This window comes from Lacticaseibacillus pantheris DSM 15945 = JCM 12539 = NBRC 106106 (assembly GCF_001591865.1).
Taxonomy (GTDB): Bacteria; Bacillota; Bacilli; order Lactobacillales; family Lactobacillaceae; genus Lacticaseibacillus; species Lacticaseibacillus pantheris.
In genome coordinates this window covers 1-26,769 of record NZ_BCVS01000022.1, presented here as the reverse complement: position 1 = coordinate 26,769, position 26,769 = coordinate 1, and the positions used below count along the sequence as shown (strand labels likewise).

General features: G+C 53.0%; 23 protein-coding genes. 8 read left to right on the top strand and 15 right to left on the bottom strand.

Annotated elements, in window-relative coordinates:
* Positions 1-256: 256 nt before the first annotated feature.
* From LPA02S_RS03980 to LPA02S_RS03940, 9 genes are all read right to left on the bottom strand, one after another.
* Positions 257-1,366: a DUF871 domain-containing protein gene (locus LPA02S_RS03980; protein WP_056956472.1), complete on the bottom strand. Its 1,110-nt coding sequence runs from the start codon at positions 1,364-1,366 to the stop codon at positions 257-259.
* A 167-nt stretch (positions 1,367-1,533) separates the two neighbouring features.
* Positions 1,534-1,968, bottom strand: coding sequence for a DUF3284 domain-containing protein (locus tag LPA02S_RS03975; RefSeq protein ID WP_054648433.1), 435 nt, complete (start codon positions 1,966-1,968; stop codon positions 1,534-1,536).
* A gap of 12 nt (positions 1,969-1,980) precedes the next feature.
* On the bottom strand, positions 1,981-2,190 hold the full coding sequence (locus LPA02S_RS03970) for a hypothetical protein (protein ID WP_054648431.1): 210 nt from the start codon (positions 2,188-2,190) through the stop codon (positions 1,981-1,983).
* A 12-nt stretch (positions 2,191-2,202) separates the two neighbouring features.
* Complete coding sequence (locus LPA02S_RS03965) at positions 2,203-3,567, bottom strand: PTS sugar transporter subunit IIC (protein ID WP_054648429.1); 1,365 nt, start codon at positions 3,565-3,567, stop codon at positions 2,203-2,205.
* Positions 3,568-4,254: 687 nt separating this feature from the next.
* The gene (locus LPA02S_RS03960) at positions 4,255-5,970 is read right to left on the bottom strand and encodes a hypothetical protein (RefSeq protein ID WP_056956471.1); all 1,716 of its coding nucleotides are present in this window, start codon (positions 5,968-5,970) and stop codon (positions 4,255-4,257) included.
* Positions 5,948-6,751 (bottom strand): ABC transporter ATP-binding protein, encoded by an 804-nt coding sequence (locus LPA02S_RS03955; RefSeq protein WP_054648425.1) that lies wholly within the window; start codon positions 6,749-6,751, stop codon positions 5,948-5,950. Before LPA02S_RS03955 ends, LPA02S_RS03960 begins: the two co-directional genes overlap by 23 nt.
* 685 nt (positions 6,752-7,436) lie before the next feature.
* Positions 7,437-8,471, bottom strand: a complete 1,035-nt coding sequence (locus tag LPA02S_RS03950; protein WP_056956470.1) for a branched-chain amino acid aminotransferase — start codon at positions 8,469-8,471, stop codon at positions 7,437-7,439.
* 148 nt (positions 8,472-8,619) lie between these two features.
* Entirely contained in the window at positions 8,620-9,714 is a 1,095-nt protein-coding gene (locus tag LPA02S_RS03945) for a PTS sugar transporter subunit IIC (RefSeq protein ID WP_054648423.1), read from the bottom strand.
* 238 nt (positions 9,715-9,952) lie between these two features.
* Positions 9,953-10,879, bottom strand: a complete 927-nt coding sequence (locus LPA02S_RS03940) for a ribose-phosphate diphosphokinase (protein WP_054648421.1) — start codon at positions 10,877-10,879, stop codon at positions 9,953-9,955.
* 126 nt (positions 10,880-11,005) lie between these two features.
* On the opposite strand from LPA02S_RS03940, the gene LPA02S_RS03935 reads away from it, so the two are divergent.
* The 3 genes from LPA02S_RS03935 to LPA02S_RS03925 all read left to right on the top strand — a co-directional run bounded on the left by LPA02S_RS03935 (position 11,006) and on the right by LPA02S_RS03925 (position 13,242).
* The gene (locus LPA02S_RS03935; RefSeq protein ID WP_054648419.1) at positions 11,006-11,941 is read left to right on the top strand and encodes an alpha/beta hydrolase; all 936 of its coding nucleotides are present in this window, start codon (positions 11,006-11,008) and stop codon (positions 11,939-11,941) included.
* 42 nt (positions 11,942-11,983) lie between these two features.
* Positions 11,984-12,733 carry a CPBP family intramembrane glutamic endopeptidase gene (locus tag LPA02S_RS03930; protein ID WP_056956469.1) on the top strand — a complete coding sequence of 250 codons (750 nt, stop codon included), beginning with the start codon at positions 11,984-11,986 and terminating at the stop codon, positions 12,731-12,733.
* Positions 12,734-12,978: 245 nt separating this feature from the next.
* A complete protein-coding gene (locus LPA02S_RS03925) occupies positions 12,979-13,242 on the top strand; it encodes a hypothetical protein (RefSeq protein ID WP_056956468.1) in 264 nt (87 codons plus the stop codon).
* A 277-nt stretch (positions 13,243-13,519) separates the two neighbouring features.
* On the opposite strand, the gene mnmG is transcribed toward LPA02S_RS03925, so the two are convergent.
* From mnmG to rpmH, 6 genes are all read right to left on the bottom strand, one after another.
* Positions 13,520-15,421, bottom strand: a complete 1,902-nt coding sequence (mnmG, locus tag LPA02S_RS03920; RefSeq protein ID WP_056956467.1) for a tRNA uridine-5-carboxymethylaminomethyl(34) synthesis enzyme MnmG — start codon at positions 15,419-15,421, stop codon at positions 13,520-13,522.
* A gap of 15 nt (positions 15,422-15,436) precedes the next feature.
* Positions 15,437-16,825 carry a tRNA uridine-5-carboxymethylaminomethyl(34) synthesis GTPase MnmE gene (gene mnmE / locus LPA02S_RS03915; RefSeq protein WP_056956466.1) on the bottom strand — a complete coding sequence of 463 codons (1,389 nt, stop codon included), beginning with the start codon at positions 16,823-16,825 and terminating at the stop codon, positions 15,437-15,439.
* Positions 16,826-17,016: 191 nt separating this feature from the next.
* A complete protein-coding gene (jag, locus tag LPA02S_RS03910) occupies positions 17,017-17,805 on the bottom strand; it encodes an RNA-binding cell elongation regulator Jag/EloR (protein WP_056956465.1) in 789 nt (262 codons plus the stop codon).
* Positions 17,806-17,913: 108 nt separating this feature from the next.
* Positions 17,914-18,705 carry a membrane protein insertase YidC gene (gene yidC / locus LPA02S_RS03905; protein WP_056956501.1) on the bottom strand — a complete coding sequence of 264 codons (792 nt, stop codon included), beginning with the start codon at positions 18,703-18,705 and terminating at the stop codon, positions 17,914-17,916.
* Positions 18,706-18,778: 73 nt separating this feature from the next.
* Entirely contained in the window at positions 18,779-19,165 is a 387-nt protein-coding gene (rnpA, locus tag LPA02S_RS03900) for a ribonuclease P protein component (protein ID WP_056956464.1), read from the bottom strand.
* 214 nt (positions 19,166-19,379) lie between these two features.
* The gene (gene rpmH / locus LPA02S_RS03895; RefSeq protein ID WP_054648404.1) at positions 19,380-19,520 is read right to left on the bottom strand and encodes a 50S ribosomal protein L34; all 141 of its coding nucleotides are present in this window, start codon (positions 19,518-19,520) and stop codon (positions 19,380-19,382) included.
* A gap of 740 nt (positions 19,521-20,260) precedes the next feature.
* Here rpmH and dnaA point away from each other — a divergent pair.
* The 5 genes from dnaA to gyrB all read left to right on the top strand — a co-directional run bounded on the left by dnaA (position 20,261) and on the right by gyrB (position 26,728).
* A complete protein-coding gene (gene dnaA, locus LPA02S_RS03890; protein WP_082607852.1) occupies positions 20,261-21,601 on the top strand; it encodes a chromosomal replication initiator protein DnaA in 1,341 nt (446 codons plus the stop codon).
* Between the two features lie 194 nt (positions 21,602-21,795).
* On the top strand, positions 21,796-22,935 hold the full coding sequence (gene dnaN, locus LPA02S_RS03885; protein ID WP_054648400.1) for a DNA polymerase III subunit beta: 1,140 nt from the start codon (positions 21,796-21,798) through the stop codon (positions 22,933-22,935).
* A gap of 434 nt (positions 22,936-23,369) precedes the next feature.
* Positions 23,370-23,585: a S4 domain-containing protein YaaA gene (gene yaaA / locus LPA02S_RS03880; RefSeq protein WP_054648398.1), complete on the top strand. Its 216-nt coding sequence runs from the start codon at positions 23,370-23,372 to the stop codon at positions 23,583-23,585.
* Between the two features lie 2 nt (positions 23,586-23,587).
* Positions 23,588-24,712: a DNA replication/repair protein RecF gene (gene recF / locus LPA02S_RS03875; RefSeq protein ID WP_054648396.1), complete on the top strand. Its 1,125-nt coding sequence runs from the start codon at positions 23,588-23,590 to the stop codon at positions 24,710-24,712.
* 57 nt (positions 24,713-24,769) lie between these two features.
* Positions 24,770-26,728: a DNA topoisomerase (ATP-hydrolyzing) subunit B gene (gyrB, locus tag LPA02S_RS03870; protein WP_056956463.1), complete on the top strand. Its 1,959-nt coding sequence runs from the start codon at positions 24,770-24,772 to the stop codon at positions 26,726-26,728.
* The last annotated feature ends 41 nt before the right edge of the window (positions 26,729-26,769 follow it).

Here is a 26,769-nt window from a genome sequence, read left to right as displayed (position 1 = left end):
TCACCGTGGAGCGGTCCACAAAGTCGCAGTACCCCACGGCCCCCGTACCGGCCATAACCGCCACGAGGCCCACTTTTGTCGCCAAAAAAATGAAGGGCAACGCCAATTAAGGCGGACCCTTCAACCATGCTGTTTTCTTTCTTGACCGCGCGGGCACCAGTACGGTACGCGCCACGTGACCAAATATTCTGGGGTGTAAAACTACGGTGTGCCTACCCGCTGCAAGCACCCACACCGCTTAGTACCGTTTGGCCGGTTAGGCGCCAGCCGTGACAAGGCGGAACGCCATCCACGGCTTAATGCCCGCCAGCAAGGGTAAATCGGCATTCGTAATCCGGCCAACCACGTTCCGTCGGCCATCATTAGGAAAATCAGTCAGCGCAATCTGCATCTCACCTTTGTAACGCGCATAGCCGTCATTAACCACAATCACGTCACCACGGTGAAAGTCACCCGTAACCGGCCGCGCCGGGATGGCGACTTTGCCGTACTTAATCCGCGTTAGCGTGGAGCGTAACAAGTAGGCTGACGCATCCCCGCGGTACAGGTGCTGTCCATCAATACCATCGAGTACGATGGCCCGCTCGGTCTCCGTCGCGTCCGGGATTAGGTCTACCGTGAGTTGGGGAACGGGTGCGTAGAAACTCGCCGCCGCGGCTTTGAGTTCGTCAACGCTAGCAAAGGCGTTCCCGATAATCACGTCGTCCACCATCCCCGTCAGCAGTAAGTGCTGCACCTGCGTGGCAATCGGCCGGTTGCGGTCGCTTTCCATCGTTGGCAGCCCCTCACTCACCGGCCAGGGACCCAACTGGGCACTCGGCGCGCTCACAAACGCAGCCGTGTGTAAGTTGTGTTGCCGGTACGGCCGTGAATACTGATCAAAGTATTCATCACTCAGTCCTGTGAACGCCTGGGGGTAAAAGTTATGGCAACCCAGCAAGTTATCGGTATCCGGGTGGTAACTCATGATGCTCTCCAGGTAATTCGTCCCGGCGCTCATGTTGATTTCCACCTTCAGACCAAACGGATTGCGGGTCATTTGGGCTTCTTCTTTGCCCGTAAACCCTTCATCCAGCCGGAATCCCCATACACCTAATTCGTGGAAGAAGTCTAAGTGGTCGTAGCTAACGCCCAACTCCTTAAACAACGTGGGGTTGATGTCCACGATGGTCTGGAAACCCAGCTCGTTGGCCGCCGCAATCATGGCGCGAAACTTAACCAAGTTGTCTTCGCCATCATTGCCCGCTAACTGGAGCAACGATGTAAAGATCCGGGTGTAACCCACCTGGTGCGCCTGTTGCAAGTACTCCTTAATTTCGTCCAGACTGCTGTGGTCTGGATACACTGCAATACCTAATTGCCGCATGATACCCAACCTTCCTTTGATTGTCGAGATGCTCCGCTCTGTGTCCTAGTCGAGCTGCTCATGGCATAAACCTACATGTAAGCAGTCCAACCCACCAGGCAAAGCCCGCCTGCTAGGTTGAACCACTTACACTCTGCCTTCTAACCGCATGGCTCCGCTCTGTGTCCTTAGTTCACCCTCGCCTGCTCCTCATACGAGCTCTCGATCTGCTTCGCCATCTTTTTAAACCGCCGTTTGCGCAACCAGCCTAAACAAGTCATCATAAGCCGATTGTTGGCATCAATCCGCTGGCTACTGCCCGACACGTCCTCAGTGTAGTGTAACACCGCGGTGCCAGCATCGGCATCATCAAGCTGGTACGAGACTCGGTACTGATTACGTCCAGTACGTAAGCGGTACGCGTACGCATGATCCTGCCGGTACTCCGTGACTTCCAGACGCCCGACCGCGCCGTTGCCCAGCTTCTTACGGTAGGTAAAGCCCGCCAAATGCTGCGGCTGGGGCCGCTTACCGGTCTGCGTCTCAACGTCGTACAGTACCGATTCAATCAGCCGGTTAAAGAAATATTTAGCGGGTACGCCGAGTTTCAATTCAAGTTCCATTCGTGCTCCCCCTTACTTGGTTACGCGCGCAGTTTTGCTCTGCCCGGCACGCTTAGCCGTCACTTTGCTGAGGCGAATATAGTTGCGGGTACTGATGCCCGTCGCAATCACACCCAGGATTAACCCAAAGATGCGGGGGCCACTGGGTAGCATCTGACTGGCCATAATCATGATCAAACCAACGTTGATACCGACTAAACTGCTCTTCTTTCCGTTACCCATTATGTGGTCCTCCTAATCAATGACTGCTTCTGGCTTCATGCGGTTGGCCGCCTTTACAAACGGCAGGTAAATCAGGAACCCAACGCACATGTTAAATACTTGCAAAATTGGTGCACGCCAGTCGAGTGTCCCCACTAACGCGTTCATGATTGGTGGCATTGACCATACAATCTGCGTCTTAATCGGGCTGACCCATCCGAGCTGCATCACGAAGTAAGCGATGGTCACCATCACCACCGGGGCCAGCAGGAACGGAATAAAGTAAATGGGGTCCAAAACGATTGGCAGACCAAACATCACGGGTTCATTAACGTTAAAGAATCCTGGAGCAATCGCCATCTTGGCAACAGCCCGCTGGTCATCACGCTTGGAGAACATCAGGATAGCAATCAGCAGTAACAACGTACTACCAGCGCCACCGATCCAAGCGTACAAATCAAAGGCGTTGCGGGTCCAGACGTATGGTAGCGCCTTGCCGGCATTGTAAGCCGCCATGTTGCTCAATTGTGCGGTCAGCCAAATACCATCAAGCACCGGTCCCAAAACGTTGGTGCCGTGGATACCGAAGAACCAGAACACCTGAACCAAAATCGTCAAAATCAGAACGGCGCCATAACCTTGGGACAGGTTCAGTAATGGTTCCTGAATAATCTTGGAAATCCATTCAATCACGGTTGTCGTACCCAACTTTGTAAACAGGTACGTAATAATCCCGGTAACGTACAGTGCCGCACTAGCGGGAATAATCCCGGTAAAGGCGTTGGCAATAGCCGGTGGCACGGAGTCTGGCATCGTGATGGTGATGTGCTTCTTCACCAGCCAGATGTAGATGGTCGCCGCGATACCGCCCATAATCATGACGGTAAAGAAACCGGCGGAACCGAAGTACGCGTTAAAGTTAAAGAAGCCCCAGCCGGATACGGTCTTACCCGCAACGGCTGCCCCAGCGGCGGTCAGTGTCTTGGCATCAGCAGCAGACAGCGCCTTGGTCAGCGTCAGGGTGTAGCTTTGTGGCAGGCACATCAGGAAAGTCCCGAGTGTGACAATCCCACCGGTGATTGGTTCCACTTTGTACTGCACGGCCAATTGGTAACCAAACGCAAAGGCGAAGATTAACCCCAGGACGGCCAGAGAACCGGTCCACACCTGCGCATTAATGCCAATCAGCCACTGCATGGAGTTCACAAACCCGGTCCAACCGAACCGGGTAGGAATGTCACGCACCAACGCGTTCAGCACGGACGCAACGGACCCGGCCATCGTGGCAGGCATGATGGCGATAAATGCGTCACGCAAGGCCACCAGCCACCGCACCGAGCCAATCTTCGCCGCGATGGGCACAATATGCTTATTCAACCAATTAATAAACGAATTCATAACAACAAGCCCACTTTCTCCTTGTACGGGTCGCGTACAGAATGTGTACGCAGCACCGCGAATAGAATTGCCTACAAAATCTCTACTGCGTCCCACGAGTGGCACGCGAATAATGAATCAACTGCGCACCCAATCCGGTTGACCACACGCTACCCATGACGCCTCCCTACGCGCATTATTGGTCTATACCGTATTGGTACATACCGATAATAGCGCTTTCATAAAGTCTGTCAACTTGGTACTTTCTCCTAACTACGGGTTTCAATGGGTATCCGCGTAATACAATCAGCCCACCGATAACTGTATCAAATGTGTATAGACCACGGATGCAGTGCTGACCTGCCAACTCACCAATAACTCATTTTTAACCAATAAAAAATATTGTGCTGTTATTTCAATAAAGTGCCTCTGCATCCCCAATGTAAGGCATTCATCCCCAACATCGGCGACAAAACATGACTGAGTTCGGTTGGAGCGTACGGGCAGTTGGTCGGGATGGACGTTGGCTGACCTTGGTGCCCTAGCGGCTCCGGTTGCACGGGTGGTTTCTGCGACCGAAGCTACGTACCTCACGCTCATGCCCGTACCGGGCTACCGCGACTCCAACACAATCCGCCAAGATGAAACACAGCAAAAAAGGAGCCCATTCAGCTCCCTTGCAATACATATTTTGTTAATCAAAGCCAATTAGTGATCGCTGTTATCAACGGCACGGACGTCAAAGTGGACGCCCAACTTCACACTGGCGGCCATGGACACGGCCGCAATCACTCCCAGGACCCCAACGACAAGCGGGGCCACCCAACCGTTCAGTATCACACCGACAACCACCACAATGGCATCCACAATCATTAGGCCAACACCCAGAAAGCCCGCCGCCATACCGCCCGTTTGGTTACGCGCATCAAACTCGCGTGCAAACGGTAGCACCTTTCCTGACATGGTCCGCCCAATTACCAGCAGTATTGCGTAGCTCATGATACTGGTGGCAACGCCGGTCGCCAGGCCTAATAGCCCGCCAAGTAGTGCCGCCACTACGCAGAATAGCAACATGAACGGCAAAAACATCCTGGCGCAAAGAACCTTGAGCGTAGCTAGCAATAGCAACCCGTCGTGGCGGAGCGGTACTCGCTGGAATAAGCGCATTGCCTGTGGTTGATCGGAAAACGCCAGGTTAAATACCGCCGTACCCATCGCAACGTTCAATACCAGCGGCCCGTAACCTACTCCGCGCCGTAGAACGCTCAACCAGTCAACGTTGTGGTTCTGACCAAAGCCCATGAACATGGCCACCACAATAATAATCATGTACGCAAACATGGGGTAAACTCGGAGTTTAAAATCACGCTGATTCCGTAACACCTTCCAACTAAATTCAAAGTAGCTTCGTTCTTCACGCGAACGTGTAAACAAGCTCCCGGTCAGGCGCATATACCAACCGTCTTTGCGTGGCTGGTCACTCGCAGTTTCCAGCTTGGCTAGGTAACGTTCAAAGTCGGCTGCTTTGCTACGGTAAACAACGAATAGCGCGGACGTACTGACAACCGCCAACAACGTCAGCACCCCCGCAACGGCTAACTCGTGCCCGGACAAAAGGATCGTGGGTCCGGCAAACCACGCCGGCACAATCAGGGCGTACACCCAATCGTTAACGTGCGCAAAACCTGCGTAGGTAGTGGCATCCAGCCGTGGAACAATCTGCCCCAGTGCGTAAATACCGATGACCATCGCAATTTGCACGAAGTTAAGTACGTTCTTGAGCCGTTCACCATCAAAGAATCGTAGCACCAACAAGTACACAAAGAGTGCCAACAACAAGGCAAACAGGCCCAGACCTACCGTACCCACCATCAAGCCGATGCAGACTAGCGGCCCCGCTTTGATGAACACAGATACCGCGGCCGGAATGCCCAACGCCACGACATTCATCGTCAAGTAATACCCGACAACCAAAATGCGAGCAACGCTGATGGTCTTCAAATCTACGCCCCGGGCGGCAAAGAGCGTCCGGTCACGCGGATCAAGCATAATTCCGGAATAGTTCGTCAACATCATCAGGAAAATCAGCACGAATAACGTCGTCATGAACACCACGGTACTCAACAACATCGGTACCGGTGAGTATAGCAACACCGCAAAGAACAGACCCACAATCAAATTAATGATGAAGGCGGCGCGCAGCGGATGTTGACCGGGATTTTTTTGCCCCCGTCGAGCCGCATTGGTACTGCGGTCACGGTTGGTAACGGTAAATTTAGTGGCCATGATTAACCGTAACTGGCGGTAATTAACCCCATGGGCGGTTAATGGACGCTCAAAACAATCGAAAAAACGTAGAACTTTGGGTAAAGTATCCTGGGCGGCGGTGGGTTGCTGACGCTTATTCCACGGGATTTTCAGCATCGCTAGTCCCTCCCGTCAGTACGTCCACAAATTCGCGCGCCTTTTCACCGTGCTCCGCGTAGCCAGTCAGGTCATTGAACAACTCCTGCAGATTGTTACTACCCTCCTGTTGCAACTCACTGAACGGCCCATCAGCAACGATTTGGCCCGCGTTTAGTAGCACGATCCGGTCGGACAATTTCTGCACCACGTCCATAATGTGGCTGGAGTAAAAGATGGTCTTGCCCCGATTACGCAACTCCCGCAAAATTTCTTCGACGAGCAACACTGCGTTGGCGTCTAGCCCGTTAAGCGGCTCATCCCAGAACAGGATGTCGGGATTATGAATGAGACTGGCAATAATGAGCACCAGTTGCCTCATCCCCTTTGAATAAGAGACGATACGTCGGTCAATAACATCCCCTAGTCCCACAATCCCAGCCAGTTGTTCCGCTCGCGTAGACGCTAATTCTGCGGTCATGCCGTATAGTTGCCCCACCAACTCGAGGTACTCCCGCGCAGAGAGGGCGTTAAAGACATCGGCACCTTCTGGCACGTACCCAATTCTGCGCTTATACTCACTGTCGCGGGTGCTCACCGGCTGACCAAACAGTTCCACGCTGCCGCCATCCGCCGTCAACAAACCAAGGATAATTTTCACCGTGGTACTTTTTCCGGCCCCGTTTGGACCAATGTAGCCCACAATGGTACCAGGGCTAACCGCAAAATTCACGTCGGTGAGAACTTCTTTGGACCCAAAGTGTTTCTGCAAATGTTTAAGTTCCAAGACATAATCTGCCATTTTTATCCCCCAACCAACCCACTTACCAACCAACAATCAATAACAGTTGTGCGGACGCATCCGCAATCTCGATGCCCACATTATACCTTGCGGGGCAGATGGATGACCACTAGAAGGTCCTTCTAGTGGCTGACTCTGGAAATCTTAGTGGCTCCCGCGGCTAAAGCTACGGGCCTAATGCTCACGCCCGTTCTAGGTCATAGCAATGTCAGCCATCCTAGCAAGGCACCATTGTGAGCAATCTTCTAGATATATCCAGTATTGTATCTACCGTTAAGGTTGCAAAGTCATCCGTCCAATTTTCGTGAACAGTCGTCTCTATCAAATGTTGTCTGTAGTGACCTAGCGGTGGAGGTTGTGGGCGTGGTGTCTGCGACGGCTGTATGCCCATAGTTCTGTTTGAATTATTGCCAGTAGCGCGTTAGCGCGTACTGACAGTTATGAATTACAGAATCAAAGCGGATAGACCGAGTGGTTTTCTCGGGCTAGCGGCTTCGCGGTAGCCCGGAACGGGCGTGAGCGTGAGGCTCACAGCTCCGGTCGCAGACGCCACGCCCACAACCGGAGCCGCTAGGCCACTACAGACAGCCAATAGAACAACTACAGTGACTGCGGAAACGCAAAACAAGGCGTGATTACGTCCAGATAACGTAATTACGCCTTGTTGATAAGCAACACGACTTTGCTAAGCTAGTGGCACATCCACGGCCCAGCCTTCGGGTCCTTTTTCATCGCCAAACTGAATGGCCGTCAGCCGGTTGTACAGCTTCGTGGTGTACGGGCCAACCTCGGTTTCGGAGTAGAACACGTGCTTGTGACCGTGGTGCGTGATGGAGCCAACGGGCGAAATAACGGCCGCGGTCCCCATGGCACCAGCCTCACTGAAGCGGTCCAGGTCGTAGACACTAATCGTGGTTTGTTCCGGCAGCAGGCCGAACTCCTTGGATAGTTCCAGCAACGAAAACTTAGTGATTGATGGCAGAATTGATGGTGACTTAGGGGTTTGGAAGCGGCCATCCTTGGTGATACCAAAGAAGTTCGCCCCACCCAGTTCCTCGATGTTTTCGTGTAACCGGGGGTCCAGGTACACGGCGTCGGAGTAACCACCTTTGTGCGCTAAATCGCCGGGCAACAGGCTGGAGCCATAGTTCCCAGCCACTTTGGCAGCACCAGTACCACCATGGGCGGCACGATCGTAATCACTGGTGACGTACGACGTCGGGGTCAACCCACCTGGGTAGTAGGCACCAACTGGGGTGGCAAAGATTTCAAAGGTATATTCGTCAGCCGGGTGCACGCCCACCATGGGGGTGGTCCCAAAGTAGAACGGCCGCAGGTACAAAGTTGCGCCCGTTCCGTACGGCGGCACAAAGTCCTGGTTGGCCTTCACAACCTGCTTAACGGCATCGACAAACATTTCTTCGGGGATGTGTGGCATCTTCAAACGGTCAGCGGAGGTGTTAATCCGCTTGGCGTTCATATCGGGACGGAACACGTTCACGCCGCCGTCCTCACGCCGGTAAGCCTTCAAGCCTTCAAAGACTTCCTGACCATAATGGAAGGCCTGTGCCGCTTCGTTAACGGCCATGGACGAGTCTTCCTCCAGCCCACCCTGTGACCACTGTCCGTCCTTATAATAGGCCCGGTAACGATACGGTAAATCGTGATAACCAAAACCAAGTTTGTTCCAGTCAAAATCTGATGGTTGTGCTTTTGCCATGAGTATATCCTCCTATTGTCGTTAGGTTGCGCGACGATTGTGACGCTATCACCACAGTTCGCCCGGTACTACATATGTACACGACCCGGACGTATCCGAACCGCGATACTGATTAACTATAGTTGTACCACACTTTTTAAGAGTATGATTAGATTTCTGTAATTCTTAAATCATTTTCTTGGGTGCGCCCAGCCAATTTGAGGAACCGGTAGTACATCCACGAAAAGACTACGGGTACAATCACACCAAAGACGACGAGGATAATGATGCCCTTAGTACTATTTGCGGCTAGCCATAATGGCGCAATCAACGAGTTGAGGCCCAAGCCCGCGATGGCAAAAGGCACCTTCAGGCCAAACACCACCACCGCAAAGACGGAGCAAATGGCCGAAATAAGTAGTGGTCCAGCAGCTAGCACCGGATTTTTAAGTAGGTTACTAAATTGAATCTTCGGAGTCACCAGAGTTTGGGCGATGTTGGCCCCAATGGTGTTCTGGTTGTAGGACATCGCGGTGAAGGAAACGAACGCTACGGTCGTACCAATCAAAGCGGCCCCGGCCGACATTGGATCCAATTGAACGGCCACCGCCAAAGCCGCGGAACTGGCTGGCGTCATCAGGAACAGGAACCAGGCGGCAGAAACCAGTACGGCCCCGAGTACCGGACTAACCTGCATGGTAGCGGCGAGTTCGTCGCTCACCCAGTTCAAAGCAGGCGTGGTAACCGCAGCTAGGCCCAACCCCACAATGGAGCCCAAAAAGCTAACCGCAAACGGTACTAAAACCATATCCAAAGGTGTTTTACCAGTCAGCCACTTGCCCAAACATGCGGCAAAAACGGCGGTTAGTACCGCCGAAACGGGTTGACCAGAAGTGATCACCGTCGCGCCAGCCGCCTCGTTAGCCACCCAACCAGTCGCCGTAACGGCGTGGTGGATGGTGCTCGGGCTAAAGTAAACCGCGTTGGCACCGACCGTTGAAGCAATCATGGTGGCGCCAGTTACCAGGGTGGTGGTCCGAAGCATCATGGCTACGCAGACCCCCAAAGCGGGTGCGAGCAGCATTTGGCCCAGCGTTCCCGCCTTTGCCAATGCGTCCCAGTGGAAAGTGGTCCCCAACATGTTCAACAACAGGCCCATGCCCAAAATGGCCAAAATAGTGTTACCAATACCCTGTGATACGTCGTAAACCCAGTCTTTAATGGTCATCTCAGACTCCGGTTTCTTTGCAACTGCTGCTGCCATGAAAAAGCCCCCTTAGGCGTGCGCCACTGCGGACGCAAAATAGTATTTAGACACCGTTTGCCCCTATGTAAACTGCTACCGGTGTTCTATGAGGAATTATGATAACACGTTAATTTTTGATGTCAACTTTCTAATTCTATTATTAACTGATTATCGAGCTGGCGGTAGCAAAAAGAGCCGGCACACCAAGGTGTACGCGGCTCTAATTTTTTTGAATATTTAATTGGTAAACGTTGGATTAATCGAACAATGGGTGAATTGATTCATTTTTACTAATCAACGTAATGGCCCGGCCAATTAAGTCACCCACGGAAATAACCACCATGTTGTCCAAGTGATCCTCTTCCGGAATGTCAATGGTATCCGTCACCACAATCTTCTTAAGGCCTAATGGTGCGAGTCGCTCACTGGCCCCCGCGGACAGCACGGCATGCGTGGCGCACGCGTAAATGTCCGTCACCCCGTTCGCGCGGAGTGCTTCCACTGACTCCGCAATACGGGAACCAGTATCAATCATGTCATCCACGATGATGGCCGTTTTACCCTCAACGTCACCAATCACACCGACGTTTTCGTCGCCAGGACGACTATCAACAATCGCCAACGGTGCGTCGAGGTGTTCCGCCATCTTGCGGGCTAGCTTGGTACCCGAATGGTCCGGCGCGATGGCCACCACGTTCTGGTTAACCCCACTCTCGACAAAGTAGTTAGCCAATAGCCCCAGAGCGTTGAGGTGATCAACCGGAATATCGAAGAATCCTTGCACCTGGTCGGCGTGCAGATCCACGGCAATCACGCGGGCGGCACCATCAAGTTCGAGCATGTTGGCGACTAACTTAGCCGTGATTGGTTCACGTGACCGGGCTTTCCGGTCGGCCCGAGCGTACCCATAGTACGGCACCACCACGTTAATTTGGTGTGCACTGGCACGACGTAGGGCGTCAATCATGATGAGCAGCGCCATCAAGTTCTCGTTGACCGGATCGGAAACGGATTGGATAACGTATACGTCAGCACCACGTACACTTTCTTCCAAATCAATTTGAATCTCACCATCCGCAAAGTGCTTAACGCTCGCACTAGACAACGGCACGCCCACTGACTGGGAAATCTTTTCAGCAAGTGGCTCGTTGCTGTTCAGCGCAAACAATTTTAGTTTTGACATAGTTCCTCCGCAAATCCGCTACTATTAACACAACAATTATACACGACTGACGTCCCCGTCACCACCGCCAACTAAGGTATAATGTGGATATCAGTCATCATCAGTGAAAGGACCGGCCATGGTGTTATGAAAACTCGAACAATTGTGGGGCTCAGCGTACCCTTGATTGCAACGGGTGCGCTTGCCGCGACGGCGGAACAGTTTTACCAGTTTGCCTTTAAGCGCATCGATTATATTCCTAATGCCGGCGCAACCATGTTAAAGTACGCGCCAGATTACTACAACGACGTTAACTGGGTGAAGATGCGCCCGGACCTCACCGTGTGGCACCAGCAGGCACCAGATGGTGAACGTCTCAGCGCACTTTGGGTACCCCGGCGTGGCAGCAACAAAGTCGTCGTGATTGGCCATGGTTACAAGGGTACCGGCATCACCATGAGTAACTATGCACGCATGTTCCACCAGATGGGCTTCAACGTATTAATGCCAGACGACCGTGGACACGGAGGCTCCGGTAGTGACTACATCAGCTTTGGTTGGCTAGACCGTCTGGATTATCTGCGCTGGATTGACCAGATCATCGCCCATATGGGGCAGAATGCCGCCATACTACTGTTCGGCACCAGTATGGGCGGCGCCACCGTCAGCCTCGTTAGTGGCGAAAAGCACTTGCAGCCACAGGTGAAGGCGGTCATCGAAGATTGCGGCTATTCCAGTCTGGACGGCGAGTTTGCCTACATCCTCAAAAACGTCTTCCACCTGCCACGCAGACCGATTGTGCCGTTGGCCAGCCTCATCAATTACCGGCGGCTAGGTTATTTCTTCAAAGCAGTGGACGTCTCCGGGGCTCTCAGGCGTAGCCGGTTGCCGTTACTTGTGATTCACGGGGCCGAGGACACTTACGTCCCGACGTTCATGGGTCGCGAAAACTTTGACGCAGCTGGCGGGCCCAAGCAACTATGGCTAGTTCCAGACGCCGGCCATGCGGAAAGTTACTGGGTCAACCCCGACCAGTACCAGAACCACATCGCCAGTTTTCTAGATACGCACTTCCGTTACTAATAATTTCCCGGGAAATATTCGTTCAACTTTAGGAGGCAAAAGATGCAAACCGCAAAATTTCGTTGGTCCTGGCACTGGTTAGGGCGACAAACGCTAGCAGTACTATTAATGGCAGTCTGCACCGTAGGCCTCTTTTTCTACCAAATGCCCATTCTTTTTGTCAGCCGTTGGCTACGGTCAGCCGTTGGGCCCGATACTGAGCTACGGCTAATCCACACCTACGACTGGTGGCTCGCACTACTCACCATTACGGCGGCCGCCATCCAAATGGTGATACTAATTTGGTTATATCGGCGCCAGTTACGGCGCAATAACCCGCTACAAATCCAGCGCCGTCGCTTTCACGTTGAGAGTCTATTCTTCCTGGTGACGATGTATGCCATCATTCTGTGCGCCAACGTGACTTACAACAGCCTCACCCACAACACGGCCGCCCACAATCAGCAGGTGATTACCTCCAGTTTCAGTTACATGCCCTGGACCTACTTTGTCATGATTGCAGTACTCGCACCAATTCTGGAGGAACTCACCTTCCGCGGAATCTTCATGAACCTGTTCTGGCGACGCAACAACCGTTTGAATAACATCGCCGCTTGTGTCACCAGTGCCCTACTCTTCGCGTTCATGCACGAGCAGCACGCGTCCATTGCCTACCTGTTATACTTTTCACTTGGGTTGGTTTTAGCGGCCACCTATCGCTACCACCACGACATTCGTTACTCGATTGGCCTACACATGTTTAACAATGGTATCCCCGCCCTGTTCATGCTTATCCGTACATTCGTCAGCTAGTGGTTAAGCATCATCATCAGTTAATATTCACCATCGTGAATAAGCGCGCCACAGCAGGCTTGTGAAATACAGACAACGTGTGCATCCCAGACCCAACAAGGGCTGCCGCCGGTATGCTTTTTTATATGCACAATCACAATGGGACTTATATTTGTAATATTTATAGTCCATTTTCTCTGTTATAATTTGCAGTGCGCATTAATACGGGCCAACCACCGCGGAGGACTGGCCATGGGAGGGGTACCATGATTGAACAAACAACTTTAACGAACCGTGTCGCCATTAACAGTAGTACTTTTATCACAATCTCTCCGCAACATACGTATAATCTTGAGGTGTGGGAGTACGCCGATGATGGTACTAAGTTACACCGAATGGGCCGCATGGATTACAAATTCCGTCGTGACACCTTTGCGGGCTTTTTATACCGCCTATTCCCGGATATTGACTTCATTAAAATCCACGCTTTACAAAAGCAGATTAATCCTTTTTTCGATTTTGAAGTTTAAAGTATTTCCCGGGAAATAATACCCAACATAGGCTCCATTTGTAGAGAGCAAAAGAGTGTGGACCACAATGTGGTTAGCTCCCGAGCACTAACGTAATAATGCCGATATTCCCGAACTTAGGAATATCGGCATTATTGTGTTAGGCACAGGGAGCTGCATTGTGGTCCACGTTTGTAGGCCGGCTTCTCACCATAACTCCGATCGGTCAGAAGCCGGCCGGCGTCGATATGTGTCGTTTTATCGAGGCCGCTAATTATGAACGGCGCTTTTTTGATCTCTACGCGTTTACGCGCTGTCCTTGCTCAATGTACACCGATAAAATGGCCAAATCGGCAGGGTTAACACCGCTAATTCGTCCGGCCTGCGCTAATGTCGCTGGCTCAACCTGGGTCAATTTCTGTCGCGCTTCGGTAGCCAATCCTGAAATTTGCTCGTAATCAACCCACGCCGGAATCTTCTTTGCTTCCTGACGCCGCAACTTGGCAATGCGCTGTTCGTCCTTTTGGATATACCCCTGATACTTTTCCTGTATTGCCACTTGCTCCAGAACCTGGTGGTCAAGGTCGGGCACCGTAATCAGCTCACGCAGAACGTCGTAGTCAACTTCTGGTCGCCGGAGGAATTCTGCCGCCGTCACGCTGTCCTTAAGTGGCGCAGACCCATGCGCCTCTAGCCAAGCATTAGCAATCGCCGGCTTAATCCGCACTTTGTTAACCCGTTCACGTTCCGCGTTAATGGCATCGCGCTTGGCACAAAAGTGGGCGTAAGCGTCTGCCTTGACCAAACCCAAATCATGGCCCTTATCCGTTAAGCGCAAATCAGCGTTATCGTGCCGTAAAATCAACCGGTACTCTGCCCGACTCGTCAACAGACGGTACGGTTCGTTAGTACCTTTGGTCACCAAGTCGTCAATCATCACGCCAATATAGGCCTCATCACGCCCCAAAATAAACGGTTCGCGTCCTTGTACGCGTAACGCTGCGTTAATGCCGGCCATCAAACCCTGACCCGCAGCCTCCTCGTAGCCACTCGTTCCGTTCATCTGGCCTGCAGTAAACAGGTTCTGCACGCGCTTCGTCTCCAGGTTTGCCCGCAACTGCCATGGCTCAATGATGTCGTACTCAATTGCATAACCAGGGCGCATCAAGCGCGCGTTCTGGAGCCCGGCGACACTGTGAAGCATTTGTAGCTGAACTTCTTCCGGCATGGACGTAGAAAAATCGCCGACGTAGTACTCGTCAGTATCCCGGCCCTCGGGCTCCAAGAATAGCTGGTGGCGCGGCTTGTCGGCAAAGCGGACCACTTTGTCCTCAATTGACGGGCAGTAACGGGGGCCCACACCCTCAATCACTCCCGAGAACATCGGGGCCCGATCGAGATTATCGCGAATAATTTGGTGGGTCTGCGCGTTGGTGTAGGTCATCCAGCATGATAACTGGTCCTTGAGGTAAACGGAGTCGGGCGTACTAAAGCTAAAGTGGTGCGGCTCCTTGTCACCGGGCTGCTCCTCCGTCTGGTCGAAGTCGATGGTGTTGCCATCTACGCGGGGTGGTGTACCAGTCTTAAACCGACGCAGCTTGAAGCCTAATTCCTCCAAGTTTTCTGACAGGTGGATGCTAGGCAACGAGTTGTTGGGACCGCTACTGTACATAAGCTCACCAATAATGATCTTGCCCCGGGAACTGGTGCCCGCCGTCAGCACGACGGCCTGCGCGCGGTACCGGGCACCCGTCGAGGTAACGATGCCCTTGCAGACGCCGTCCTCCACGATGAGGCGCTCAGCCAGCCCCTGGCGCAGAGTCAGGTGAGGTGTCTGCTCAATAGTATGCTTCATCGAACGGTGGTAAGCAGCTTTGTCCGCCTGCGCGCGCAAAGCGCGTACGGCTGGGCCCTTACCCGTATTTAGCATGCGCATCTGGATGTAGGTCTTGTCGATGTTGTGCCCCATCTCTCCACCTAACGCGTCAATTTCCCGGACGACTACACCCTTGGCAGGGCCCCCAACCGACGGGTTGCACGGCATAAATGCCAGCATGTCCAGATTGAGCGTCACCAGGAGGGTTTCTTGCCCCATCCGTGCTGCGGCTAAAGCCGCTTCACAACCGGCATGGCCGGCGCCCACCACGATTACGTCGTAGGTGGCCGCATCAAATTCTCTTACTGCTTTTGGTTCAGTCAAAATTAAATCCTCCCGCTACTTACCTAAGCAAAACTGGCTAAATAAGGTCGTTATCAGTTCATCTGGTGCAGCATCCCCAGTAATTTCACCGAGGTGGTCCCACGCATCCGTAAGGTCCATCTGCACCATGTCCAGTGGCATGTCGTTGTCCAGCCCGCTGATTACGTCACGCAACGATTGCCGCGCCTGACGCAATAATCCCGCTTGGCGTGCATTGGTGACCATCACGTCCGCCTGCCGGTTGGCGATTCCGCCCATAAACATTGAGCTAATCCGGTCGGCCAGGGCGTCCATGCCCGCCGTCGTCACCACCGAGGTGCCCAATACATCAGCTTCCTCAGTCCACGGAGCCAAAGTTGTGGCGTCAAACGCAGTTGGCAGGTCCTGTTTGTTCAACAGAATAATACGGTGCTGTGCCTGTGTGGTGGTCAGCAATTCACGGTCTTCGTCCGTGAGCGGCTGGCTGGCATCCAGGACTAGGAGTACCAGGTCCGCGGCGGCCAAAGCGGCACGGGAACGCTCCACCCCGATTTTTTCAACTTTGTCATCCGTTTCGTGGATGCCCGCGGTATCAACCAAACGTAGCGGTACCCCACGTACGTTCACGTACTCCTCAAGCACATCCCGCGTCGTCCCCGCCACGTCGGTCACAATGGCCTTATCTTCGTGTAATAGGTAGTTCAGTAGGCTGCTCTTACCAACGTTCGGGCGACCCACAATTGCGGTGGCCAACCCGTCACGCATAATCTGGCCCTCGGTGGCGGTTTGTAGCAACTGGTCGATGTCCTTAATCACCATTTCGGCGCACTGGCGCATGGCGTTGGCCGTCATCTGGTCCGTGTCGTACTCGGGGTAGTCAATATTGACCTCTTCCTGGGCGAGTACGTCCAGCACCTTTTGCCTGGTTGCGCGAATTTCGGTTTCCAGTCCGCCTGCGACCTGATGTTCGGCGACGTCCATCGCCCGGTCGGTTTTGGCGCGAATAATATCCATCACACCCTCGGCCTGGGTTAGGTCAATCCGCCCGTTCAGGAAAGCTCGCTTGGTGAATTCACCGGGTTCGGCCATGCGGGGGCCCGTCCCCACGACCAGTTGCAAAACGCGGTTGGTGGCCAAGATGCCACCGTGCGTGTTAATCTCCACTACGTCTTCACACGTGTAGGTTTTAGGTGCGCGCATCACGCTGACCATTACCTCATCAACCACGGCGTGCGTGTCAGGATCGACGATGTGACCGTAGTTAATGGTGTTCGTCGCCACCTGCGTCAAGTCGTGCCCACGAAACAGGGCGTTGACGGTGGTAACCGCTTCGTTACCCGACACACGGATGATGGCAATTGCGCCCTCGCCAGGTGGCGTGGCAATAGCAGCGATGGTATCAAAGGCAGTAACATTCTGACTCATAATAACCCTCCCAATACTTGTACAGCGTAACGAGAACAAAAAAAGCGCCCACCACCCCCATGACTTTGGGGGTGACTAAGCACTTTGACTGCCTCGTCACTTGGCGGAGTCCCGACGAGCGCGGCCCCTACCAATACGTTTTATTTTCTGTCGTTAAATATACTCAATTCGGCCGGCGGTGTCAAAAAGGACTACCGACGCGGTGACACAATCACGGAGCGCTCGTCCCCGCGGCCCTCAGAGCGCGTGTCCACGTGCGGGTTATCACCCAGCGCTTGGTGGATCACTTTGCGTTCAAAGGCGGGCATTGGGTCCAGATAAACCGGCCTCCCTGTCGAAACCACCTCCAGCGCCGTCCGTGCCGCCAATCGTTGCAAAGTTGCGCGGCGCCGCTCGCGGTAATCGCCCACATCCAGGGTAATGATCCACTTACCGCGACTTTGCCGATCGTAGACCGTCTGCGCCAAAAACTGGAGGGAGTTAATCGTCCGACCATGGCGCCCAATCAACGCGGCCTCGTGGTCACTGGACAAATGGAAGACCACGCCACCATGCACCTTCGTGGACTGCACGGTAACCTGCATACCCATATCGGTCCCGACCGCCTGTAGCATTGCACTAATCACGTTGACGGCAGCCTGATTGGCGGCCGCGTGCTTACTAACGGGTGCTTCCGTTGCAGTCGCCGCCGCCTCGTTCATCACCAATTCTTGCTCATCGCGATGACTGGTACTGGCCGGCGCATCATCGGTACGCGCCGCCGACTCTACCGCAGCGGTATGCACCAGGGCCGCCGTGGGTGCTGGCGTTACCGGATCCACCCGCGTAAGTTCAACGATGGCAGGATGCGCGCCCAGGCCAAAGAAGCCGGCTTTGCCTTCCTGAATTACCCGTACCTGCACTTGCTCGCGTGTGACCCCCATGGTGAGGATACCCGTATCAATGGCGGATGCGATATTTTTGCCTTCAAACTGCGGCATAATGTCCTCCCAAAAGTAACGTTAACCAACACAACTAATCTAATACCAACGGGGCCGGTGACAACATTCGCCCCGGCCCCGACCAATAACTTCAAAATTTACGTGGCGCTACTTGTGACCCAGGGCGCGTTTGCGTGCCTTGCGCAACGCCCGCTGACGTTCCTTTTCCGCATTGGCCTTTGCTTCACGTTCACGGGCCAACTTGAATGGATTCTGAATGATAAACGTTTGTACCAGCGAGAACGCGTTGGTGACCACCCAGTAGATGGACACGGCACTAGGCAGGCTGAGCGCCATGATGAAGATAAAGATTGGCATCACGGCCACCATTGCCCAGTTCATACCCGTCCGCACTGGTTGTGCCATCATGGATACCCAACTGGTTAGACCGGTAAAGACGGCTGCCAGAATGGCCATGATGTACAACGGGTCGGGGCTCCCGAGTGACATCCAGAGGAAGCTCCCCACTTTGAGGGCCTGAGTCCGGAAGATTGCCTGGTACAAAGCAAAAAGGAACGGCATTTGGACCAGCATTGGTAGACAACCCATCACGGGGTTCACGCCGGCCTCCGCATACAGCTTCTGGGTTTCATCACGGAGTTTTTCCTGGGTCTCAGGATCCTTCGAGCTGTACTTTTTCTGCAGGGCCTTCATTTGTGGCGCAATTTCGCTCTGCTTGGTCATGTTCTTCGTTGAAATGTAGGACAGTGGGAAAATCAGAATACGAATAATCAACGTAAAGGCGATAATCCCGACACCACTGTTGCCACCGAACAGCTTGGCCAGCCACAGAATGAACTGGGCCGCGTTGTAGATGACGTACCGATCCCAAAAACCGGTACTATGACTCGTTACCGGGCTAGTTGAACAGCCCGCCAGAACTAACACCAAGCCGAGCATGGCCACTACGGCGATGATGCGTTTTGTCTGTTTTCTCACGTGAATTTCCCCCACTATAATATAAGTATTGAAATTATTTGGTGGTGCTATGTGCCGGTGTGTCTAACGCCGTTTGGGGCAACATACCTGCTAATACAAAGGCGTGAATCAAATTACGTTTAGTGCCCGCCATGTCGAGGTGGGCCGCACCCTTGCGCGCAATAATCAGGAAGTCGACCTGATCGGGCAACTGCCCCTTCAGCTCCAGCAAGGTTTGGCGGACGTACCGTTTAATTTGGTTACGCAGGACGGCCCGATGTCCTACCTTCTTACCAACCGAGATACCCACCCGGTAATGCTTGGCATCAGGGCGTTCGATATGATAAATGACAAAGTTGCGGTTGGCCACGGACTGACCATGGTCAAACACATCCTGAAATTCGTCTTCCTTTTTGATGCGGTACGACTTGCGTACACCCATAGGTCCATACCTCCTGTAGCCAATCAACCTGCCAACAGTATACCAGTCACAGCTAGCTTCCAACAATGCTTACCGCAAGTTGACCGACTTTTTTAAAGCGCAGTGCCCTGCTCAACCAACTCCGCATACCATATAAAAATAGGGGCCAGGACACTTACGTCCCCGGTCCCTATTATCAGTACTATTCTGCGGAGCAAATGCCCCAACGAAAGCCTTAAGCCGTTAACTTCTTGCGACCCTTAGCACGGCGACGCGCCAAAACATGGCGGCCGTTCTTAGTACTCATACGCTTCATGAAGCCGTGAACGCGTGCACGGTGACGCTTCTTTGGCTGGAATGTACGTTTAGTAGTCATCAGGGCACCTCCTCGCGTGAACTTTTTATGTTCAGTGCAAATTACAAACTCAAACAAGATAGTATTATACGTGTCCGTCATGGTGCCGTCAAGTATTTTGACTTGAAAACTACCACTGACTTGTTAATAGACCAGCACGGGTTTCTGTAAATATCCCCAAGCAACCGGGTCCAACCAGTACCAAACGACTCAAGCACGTGCAACTTATCAACAGGTTTACGGAATTGCTTTGTCCACCAACCGGCGCGTGCATTGGCTGTGGATAATTCAAAGTCGTTGTTCCTGTTGATCAACTTATACCACATTTGTCAACAATTGCCCCGGGAATGCACAGGGTGTTTAAAGATTATCCACCGTTCCGGCATTGCCTGTGGATTAACCCCGCAAGCGCTGATTTACCAGCCTTGGTTTTCCACAGGCCCCTGGTGAATAAGCTGCTGTCTCCGATGAGTTATCCAGTTATCCCCAAGAAACAGAGATGATTATCCACAGCTTGGTGCATATGTGCTTGCTCGTGCCGGTGGATTGTGTGGACGATTTATTTTTGTGCTTCTCATCTGCTACCTGTGGAAAACTCCTTACGAAACTGCTAAAATATACCAGTCAGCACCAATATCCGACCGGCGTCGTGTTCCATTGACCCACTGCCGTTTTTTTACGGCGATACAGTCCCGATATACGGGCAATTACACATAGTATGCCGTAATCAGCATATAAATACATGAAGAGGGGGAGCTGCCGTGGCCGCACTGGATGAATTATGGTCTTATATTGAAGAACAATTCCATAAAACGATGACACCCATGAGCTACACAACGTGGATTGAACAGGCCACTCCACGTAGCCTTGAGAACAACGTTTTTGAAGTTCAGGTTAACGACTCGCTACACAAGGAGTACTGGGACAAAAACCTGGTCACTAAGGTGATTGAGTTTGCGTACGCTTATAACGGTATCGAAATTAATCCGCACATCTCCATCCGCTCCGATCAGGACCAGGACCCAGTCGTTAGCGCCAGCGAGGCCGCGGTTCGTGCAGAAATCCCGCGTGGTGACGACCGTTTGAATAGCCGCTACACCTTTGAAAACTTCATTATTGGTAAGGGCAACCAGATGGCCCATGCCGCTGCACTGGCCGTGTCGGAAGATCCAGGAACCCTGTATAACCCACTGTTTCTCTACGGGGGCGTGGGTTTAGGTAAAACCCACTTGATGCAGGCTATCGGTCACCAGATGCTGGCGACCAACCCGGACATCCTTATTAAGTACGTCACTAGTGAAGATTTCACCAATGACTTCATCAACTCCATTCGTAATAATGACGGCGAACGCTTCCGCAACGAGTACCGCAACGTTGACCTATTAATGGTCGATGACGTGCAATTCTTCGACGCCAAGGTCGGAACGCAGGAAGAGTTCTTCCACACGTTCAACGCCCTCTTTGATAAGAAGAAGCAAATCGTCCTGACGAGCGACCGGCTCCCCAACGAAATTCCCACACTGGAAGAGCGGCTCAGTTCGCGCTTTAAGTGGGGGCTATCGGTCGACATTAACCCGCCTGACCTCGAAACCAGGATTGCCATTCTCCGTAGCAAAGCCGACAACGAAAATATTTCCGCTCCGGATGACGCACTCACGTACATCGCTGGTCAGGTTGATAGCAACGTCCGTGAGCTGGAGGGTGCGTTGCTACGCGTTAAAGCCTTTGCGGCCCTTAAACATGCGGCCATCACTAGCAGTTTAGCCGCCGACGCGTTAAAGAGTCTGACCGTCGCGAAGAAGGACAACGGCCTGTCGATCCGGCAAATTCAGGATTCCGTTGCGCGCTACTACCAGGTGGAGGTATCCGACCTACTCGGCCGTAAGCGCGTTAAACAGATTGTGATGCCCCGTCAAATTGCCATGTACCTCGCGCGTGAAATGACCGACAGTTCGTTACCTAAAATCGGCAAGGAATTTGGCGGTAAGGACCACACAACCGTGATTCACGCGTACGAAAAAATTGAGACCATGCTGAAGACGGATAAGGACCTCAAGAACGAGGTAGCTGATATTCGCAACCAGCTGAAAAATCGTGGTTAACCACAAGGCTGTGGACAAGGAGCGAGTTTAGGCCGAAGTTATCCACATGTGTATACACAAGCAAATTGCCGGCAATATTAGCACCACCGTCCATTTGCACAGCATTCACAGCACCTACTGCTTTTACTACTTTTTTTACTTAATAATATATATATATACGCTGCACGCTACCCGGGCACTAGGGAGGATTGAACATGAAATTCACCATCAACCGCAACAGCTTCATCCGAACGTTTAATGACGTTAGTCGCGCTATTAGTACCAAAACAACCATTCCCGTTTTGACGGGTCTCAAGTTAGTCGCTGAAAGTAACGCGTTAATTCTCACCGGTTCTGACGCCGATATTTCCATTGAATCAACCATCAGCGCCGATGATGAGGACAACGAACTGGCCGTTACTGAACCAGGAGCCATCATCTTGCCAGCTAAATTCTTTGGCGAAATCATCAAGCGCTTGCCGGAAAGCACCATGACGGTCAGTCAGAGTGGGGATTCACTGCAAACAACCATCACTAGTGGTGCCAGCGAATTTACCATTAACGGTTTGGAAGCAGCGACCTACCCACAACTACCAACGATTACAGCGGCACAATCATTGAACCTGCCAGCAGACATTCTGCACCAAGTGATTGCCCAAACGGTCATTGCCGTATCCACGCAGGAAAGCCGGCCGATTCTGACCGGGGTGCACGTGACCATCAGCAACAACCAGCTACTCGCGGTTGCGACCGATTCGCACCGTCTAGCTCAACGTAAAATTGAGTTGGACGGGGAAGTGAGTGATGCGGACTTCGTCATTCCCGGCCGGAGCTTGAATGAACTGGGGCGGATGTTAGCCGACGACGTGAAGACCGTGGAACTACGGATCGCCGAAAATCAGGTGCTCTTCAGCTTTGACCACACGGCCTTCTTCTCCCGGCTGCTGGACGGCAACTATCCGGACACGTCCCGACTCATCCCAACGAGTGCCAACACCACGGTTGAGTTTGATGCACCGGCACTTTTGTCAGCCATCAACCGGGCCAGCCTGTTGTCACACGAAAGTCGCAACAACGTCGTGCGGCTAGCCCTCAGTGTTGCTGACCAGACGGCCACACTGTTTGGTAACTCACCTGAAGTTGGTAACGTGGAGGAACAGCTATCGTTCACCAACCTGCAGGGGGAGGATATCGAAATTTCCTTTAACCCTGACTACATGAAGGTTGCCCTCCAGGGTGTGGGTCAAAGTACCATTGAGGTTGCGTTTACCGCGCCACTCCGACCGTTCACGTTGGTGCCGAGCGAAGATCATGATCACTATGTACAACTGATTACGCCGGTCCGGACCTTCTAAAACAATTTATCAGCTTAATTATCACACGCGACGGTCGCACTTTTAGTGTTGATCGTCGCGTTTTTGATTGGGGCAAAGGGGATAATAGCCCGTCCCCGTGCCCGTCCGTTTGGTCGGAAAAATACGAATGGGGGGTACTCGGTTACTCGTGAAAATTAGTAGTGAAAATAACGTGGGTTCCAGTAAATAGCCGGTACTGGCGTGACACCCTGAAAAATACGCTGGCAAACGCAAATCGCCCTAAAATTCGTTCTCAGGCGTTTTAGGGGGCTGTCGATACCGTATACCATACAAAGTTAATGCGCGATAGCGGCCGTTATATGCCCGGTTTAAGTTGTATACCGTAATGAAAAACGATATACTATATAAGTAAGAAAAACACGATTGCGGCAACTAAGGGCGCTAATGGCCCGTGCTTAAGGGAGTGAAAATGAATGCAGACAATTACAATCAATACGCCGTACGTTACCTTGGGGCAAATGCTCAAAGAGGCGGGAATTATTAGTACTGGCGGCGCGGCCAAGTGGTTCTTAGCTGAAAACACCGTTCAGGTTAACGGTGAGGACGAGAGTCGTCGTGGCCGTAAATTAACCCCTGGCGACACCGTAACTTTGCCTGATGGCGCCATTTTCACCATTGCACAAGCCTAAAGATGTACTTGCAACACCTCACCCTGCGTGATTATCGCAATTACCAGTCAGTCGACACGGACTTTTCGCCGCAAATCAACGTCCTGATTGGGGCCAACGCCCAGGGTAAAACCAATTTGCTGGAGAGCGTGTACGCCCTGGCACTCGCGCGGAGTCACCGGACCAACAACGACCGGGACCTCATCCGTTTTGGCAGTGAATTTGCCCGCGTCGACGGCACCGTTGTCCGGTCAACCGGACCGGTTAAGCTCGGCCTGGTTGTCAGTAAGCAGGGGAAGCGTGCGCGTATTAACGGCCGCGACGCTCCCCGGTTGTCGCAGTACTTGGGTAAACTCAACGTCATCCTCTTTGCTCCTGAAGACCTGAACCTGGTCAAAGGTAGCCCCGCGCTCCGGCGTCGGTTTATCGATATGGAGTTTGGGCAGATGAGCGCGAAGTACCTATACAACCTCGCCCAGTACAAAGTGACGCTGAAACAGCGTAACGCGTACCTCAAGCAACTGAAGTACGGACAGGCGCGGGATACCGTCTACCTGGACGTGTTGACCGAACAACTAGCGCAGTTCGGTGCGGCGGTGGCCGTGGCTCGCGCCGAACTACTAGCTAACATGGGTCAGTTTGCTGGCGTTATCCACCACGACATTACGCGTGGTGGGGAGGAGTTACAGCTGCGGTACGAGACGCAGATTGACGATCAAGCGTTACAGAGCGAAGAAGCCACCACCAAGGATCTACTGGCGCAGTACCAGCAAGCGCGGTCCCGAGAACTCGATCAGGGCACCACGCTGGTGGGACCGCACCGCGACGATATTGAGTTTATCGTCAATGATCGGAACGTAGCGGTTTATGGTAGTCAGGGGCAGCAGCGTACCGCAGCTTTGGCGGTTAAATTAGCTGAAATTGACCTAATGAAGCAGGAGACTGGTGAGTACCCGGTGCTATTACTGGATGATGTCTTGTCGGAACTAGATGATTCACGGCAAACGCACCTGTTGAAAGCCATTCAGGATAAGGTCCAAACATTTTTAACGACCACGAGTCTGGACGGTATTGCCCGGGAAATAATTCAGGCACCCAACGTTTTACGGGTCCAAGCGGGCACCCTCGAAGCCGCTGGTAACGATTAGATACGCGGCATAATTAATTTAAGGCGCAGCAATGTAACGTACTAGGGAGGAATCATAGTGAGCGACAAGGATATTGAGCAGGAAACCAAGGCCGAGCAGGCAGCGGAATATGACGCAAGCCAAATTCAGGTGCTTGACGGTCTGGAGGCCGTTCGTAAGCGTCCTGGGATGTACATTGGCTCCACGAGCAGCCAGGGTTTACACCATCTGGTCTGGGAAATTATTGATAACGGGATTGATGAAGCACTTGCCGGCTTTGCGACCACGATTGACATTACCGTTGAGCCGGATAACTCGGTCACGGTTGTTGACGATGGCCGTGGTATTCCCGTAGACATCGAGAAGAAGACCGGGAAGCCCGCTCTGGAAACTGTTTATACGGTCCTGCACGCCGGTGGTAAATTCGGCGGCGGCGGGTACAAGGTTTCTGGTGGGCTGCACGGGGTGGGTGCGTCCGTCGTGAACGCCCTGTCGACCCACGTGGAAGTTGAGGTCACCCGTGGCGGTAAGCGCTATGGTATCTCCTTCAAGCGCGGCCGGGTGGATAAGCCAATGTATGTAGTTGGTGATGCGCCCGCGGGTGAGCACGGGACCAAGGTCCACTTTGCTCCGGACCCGGATATCTTCACTGAGACTACCGTTTACGACGACAAAGTATTGGTACGGCGTATTCGCGAACTGGCCTTCCTGAACAAGGGATTGCGGTTAACGTTTACGGATAAGCGTGCGGATACCGCCGAGAAGAAGGAATTCCTGTACGAGGGTGGTATTCGCCACTACGTTGAGTATCTGGATGAGGGCCACGAAACGCTGTTGCCCGAGCCAATTTACGTTGAGGGTTCACAGAACGGGATTACGGTTGAAGTGTCGTTGCAGTACACGGATGACTTTAAGACGACGCTCCTCACCTTTGCGAACAACATCCACACCATTGAAGGTGGGACACATGAGTCCGGCTTCAAGGCGGCCCTGACGCGGGTAGTGAACAATTACGCGCGTAAGAGTGGCGTGTTGAAGGAGAGCGATGACGCTCTGGGCGGGGATGATGTCCGCGAAGGGTTGACCGCCGTCGTGTCGATTAAGCACCCGGACCCGCAGTTTGAGGGTCAAACCAAAACTAAGTTGGGTAACTCGGACGCCCGGACGGTCACGGACCGGATGTTCTATGATCACTTCACCAAGTACTTGATGGAGCACCCTACTGAAGCGCGGATGATTGTCGATAAGGCGATGTTAGCCAGCAAGGCCCGGTTAGCGGCAAAGCGGGCGCGGGAAGTTACGCGGCGGAAGAGTGGACTGGAAATTTCGAGCCTACCCGGTAAGTTGGCGGACAACTCCAGCAAGGATCCAGAAATTTCCGAACTGTTTATCGTCGAGGGTGATTCCGCCGGGGGCTCCGCTAAGAGTGGTCGGAGCCGGTTGACGCAGGCCATTTTGCCAATTCGCGGTAAGATTTTGAACGTGGAAAAGGCCAGCATGGAGCGAATTTTAGCGAACGAGGAAATTCGGACGTTATTTACGGCCATGGGGACCGGCTTTGGCGAGGAATTCGACGTGTCCAAGGCGCGGTACCACAAGCTGATTATCATGACGGATGCCGATGTTGACGGGGCGCACATTCGGACGCTGCTATTGACGTTGATTTACCGTTACTTACGGCCGATTTTGGACGCGGGGTACGTGTACATTGCGCAGCCGCCGTTGTACCGGGTACGGCAAGGCAAGATGATGCGGTATATCGATACTGATGAGGAGTTGGATGACGTGTTGGGGCAGTTGCCGCCATCACCGAAGCCAGAGATTCAGCGGTACAAAGGTCTGGGGGAAATGGACGCTTCGCAGTTGTGGGAGACGACGATGGACCCAGAGCGGCGCCGGTTACTGCGGGTATCCGCAGAGGACGCGGCGGATGCAGAAGAGGTTTTTGAAGTGCTGATGGGCGACAAGGTGGAGCCACGGCGGCAGTTTATTGAGGATAATGCGGTTTATGTGGATGCGAAGAATATTGATGCGTAGAGAGAGCGGAGCAGGCCGTTTAGAAGACAGAGCATAAGTAG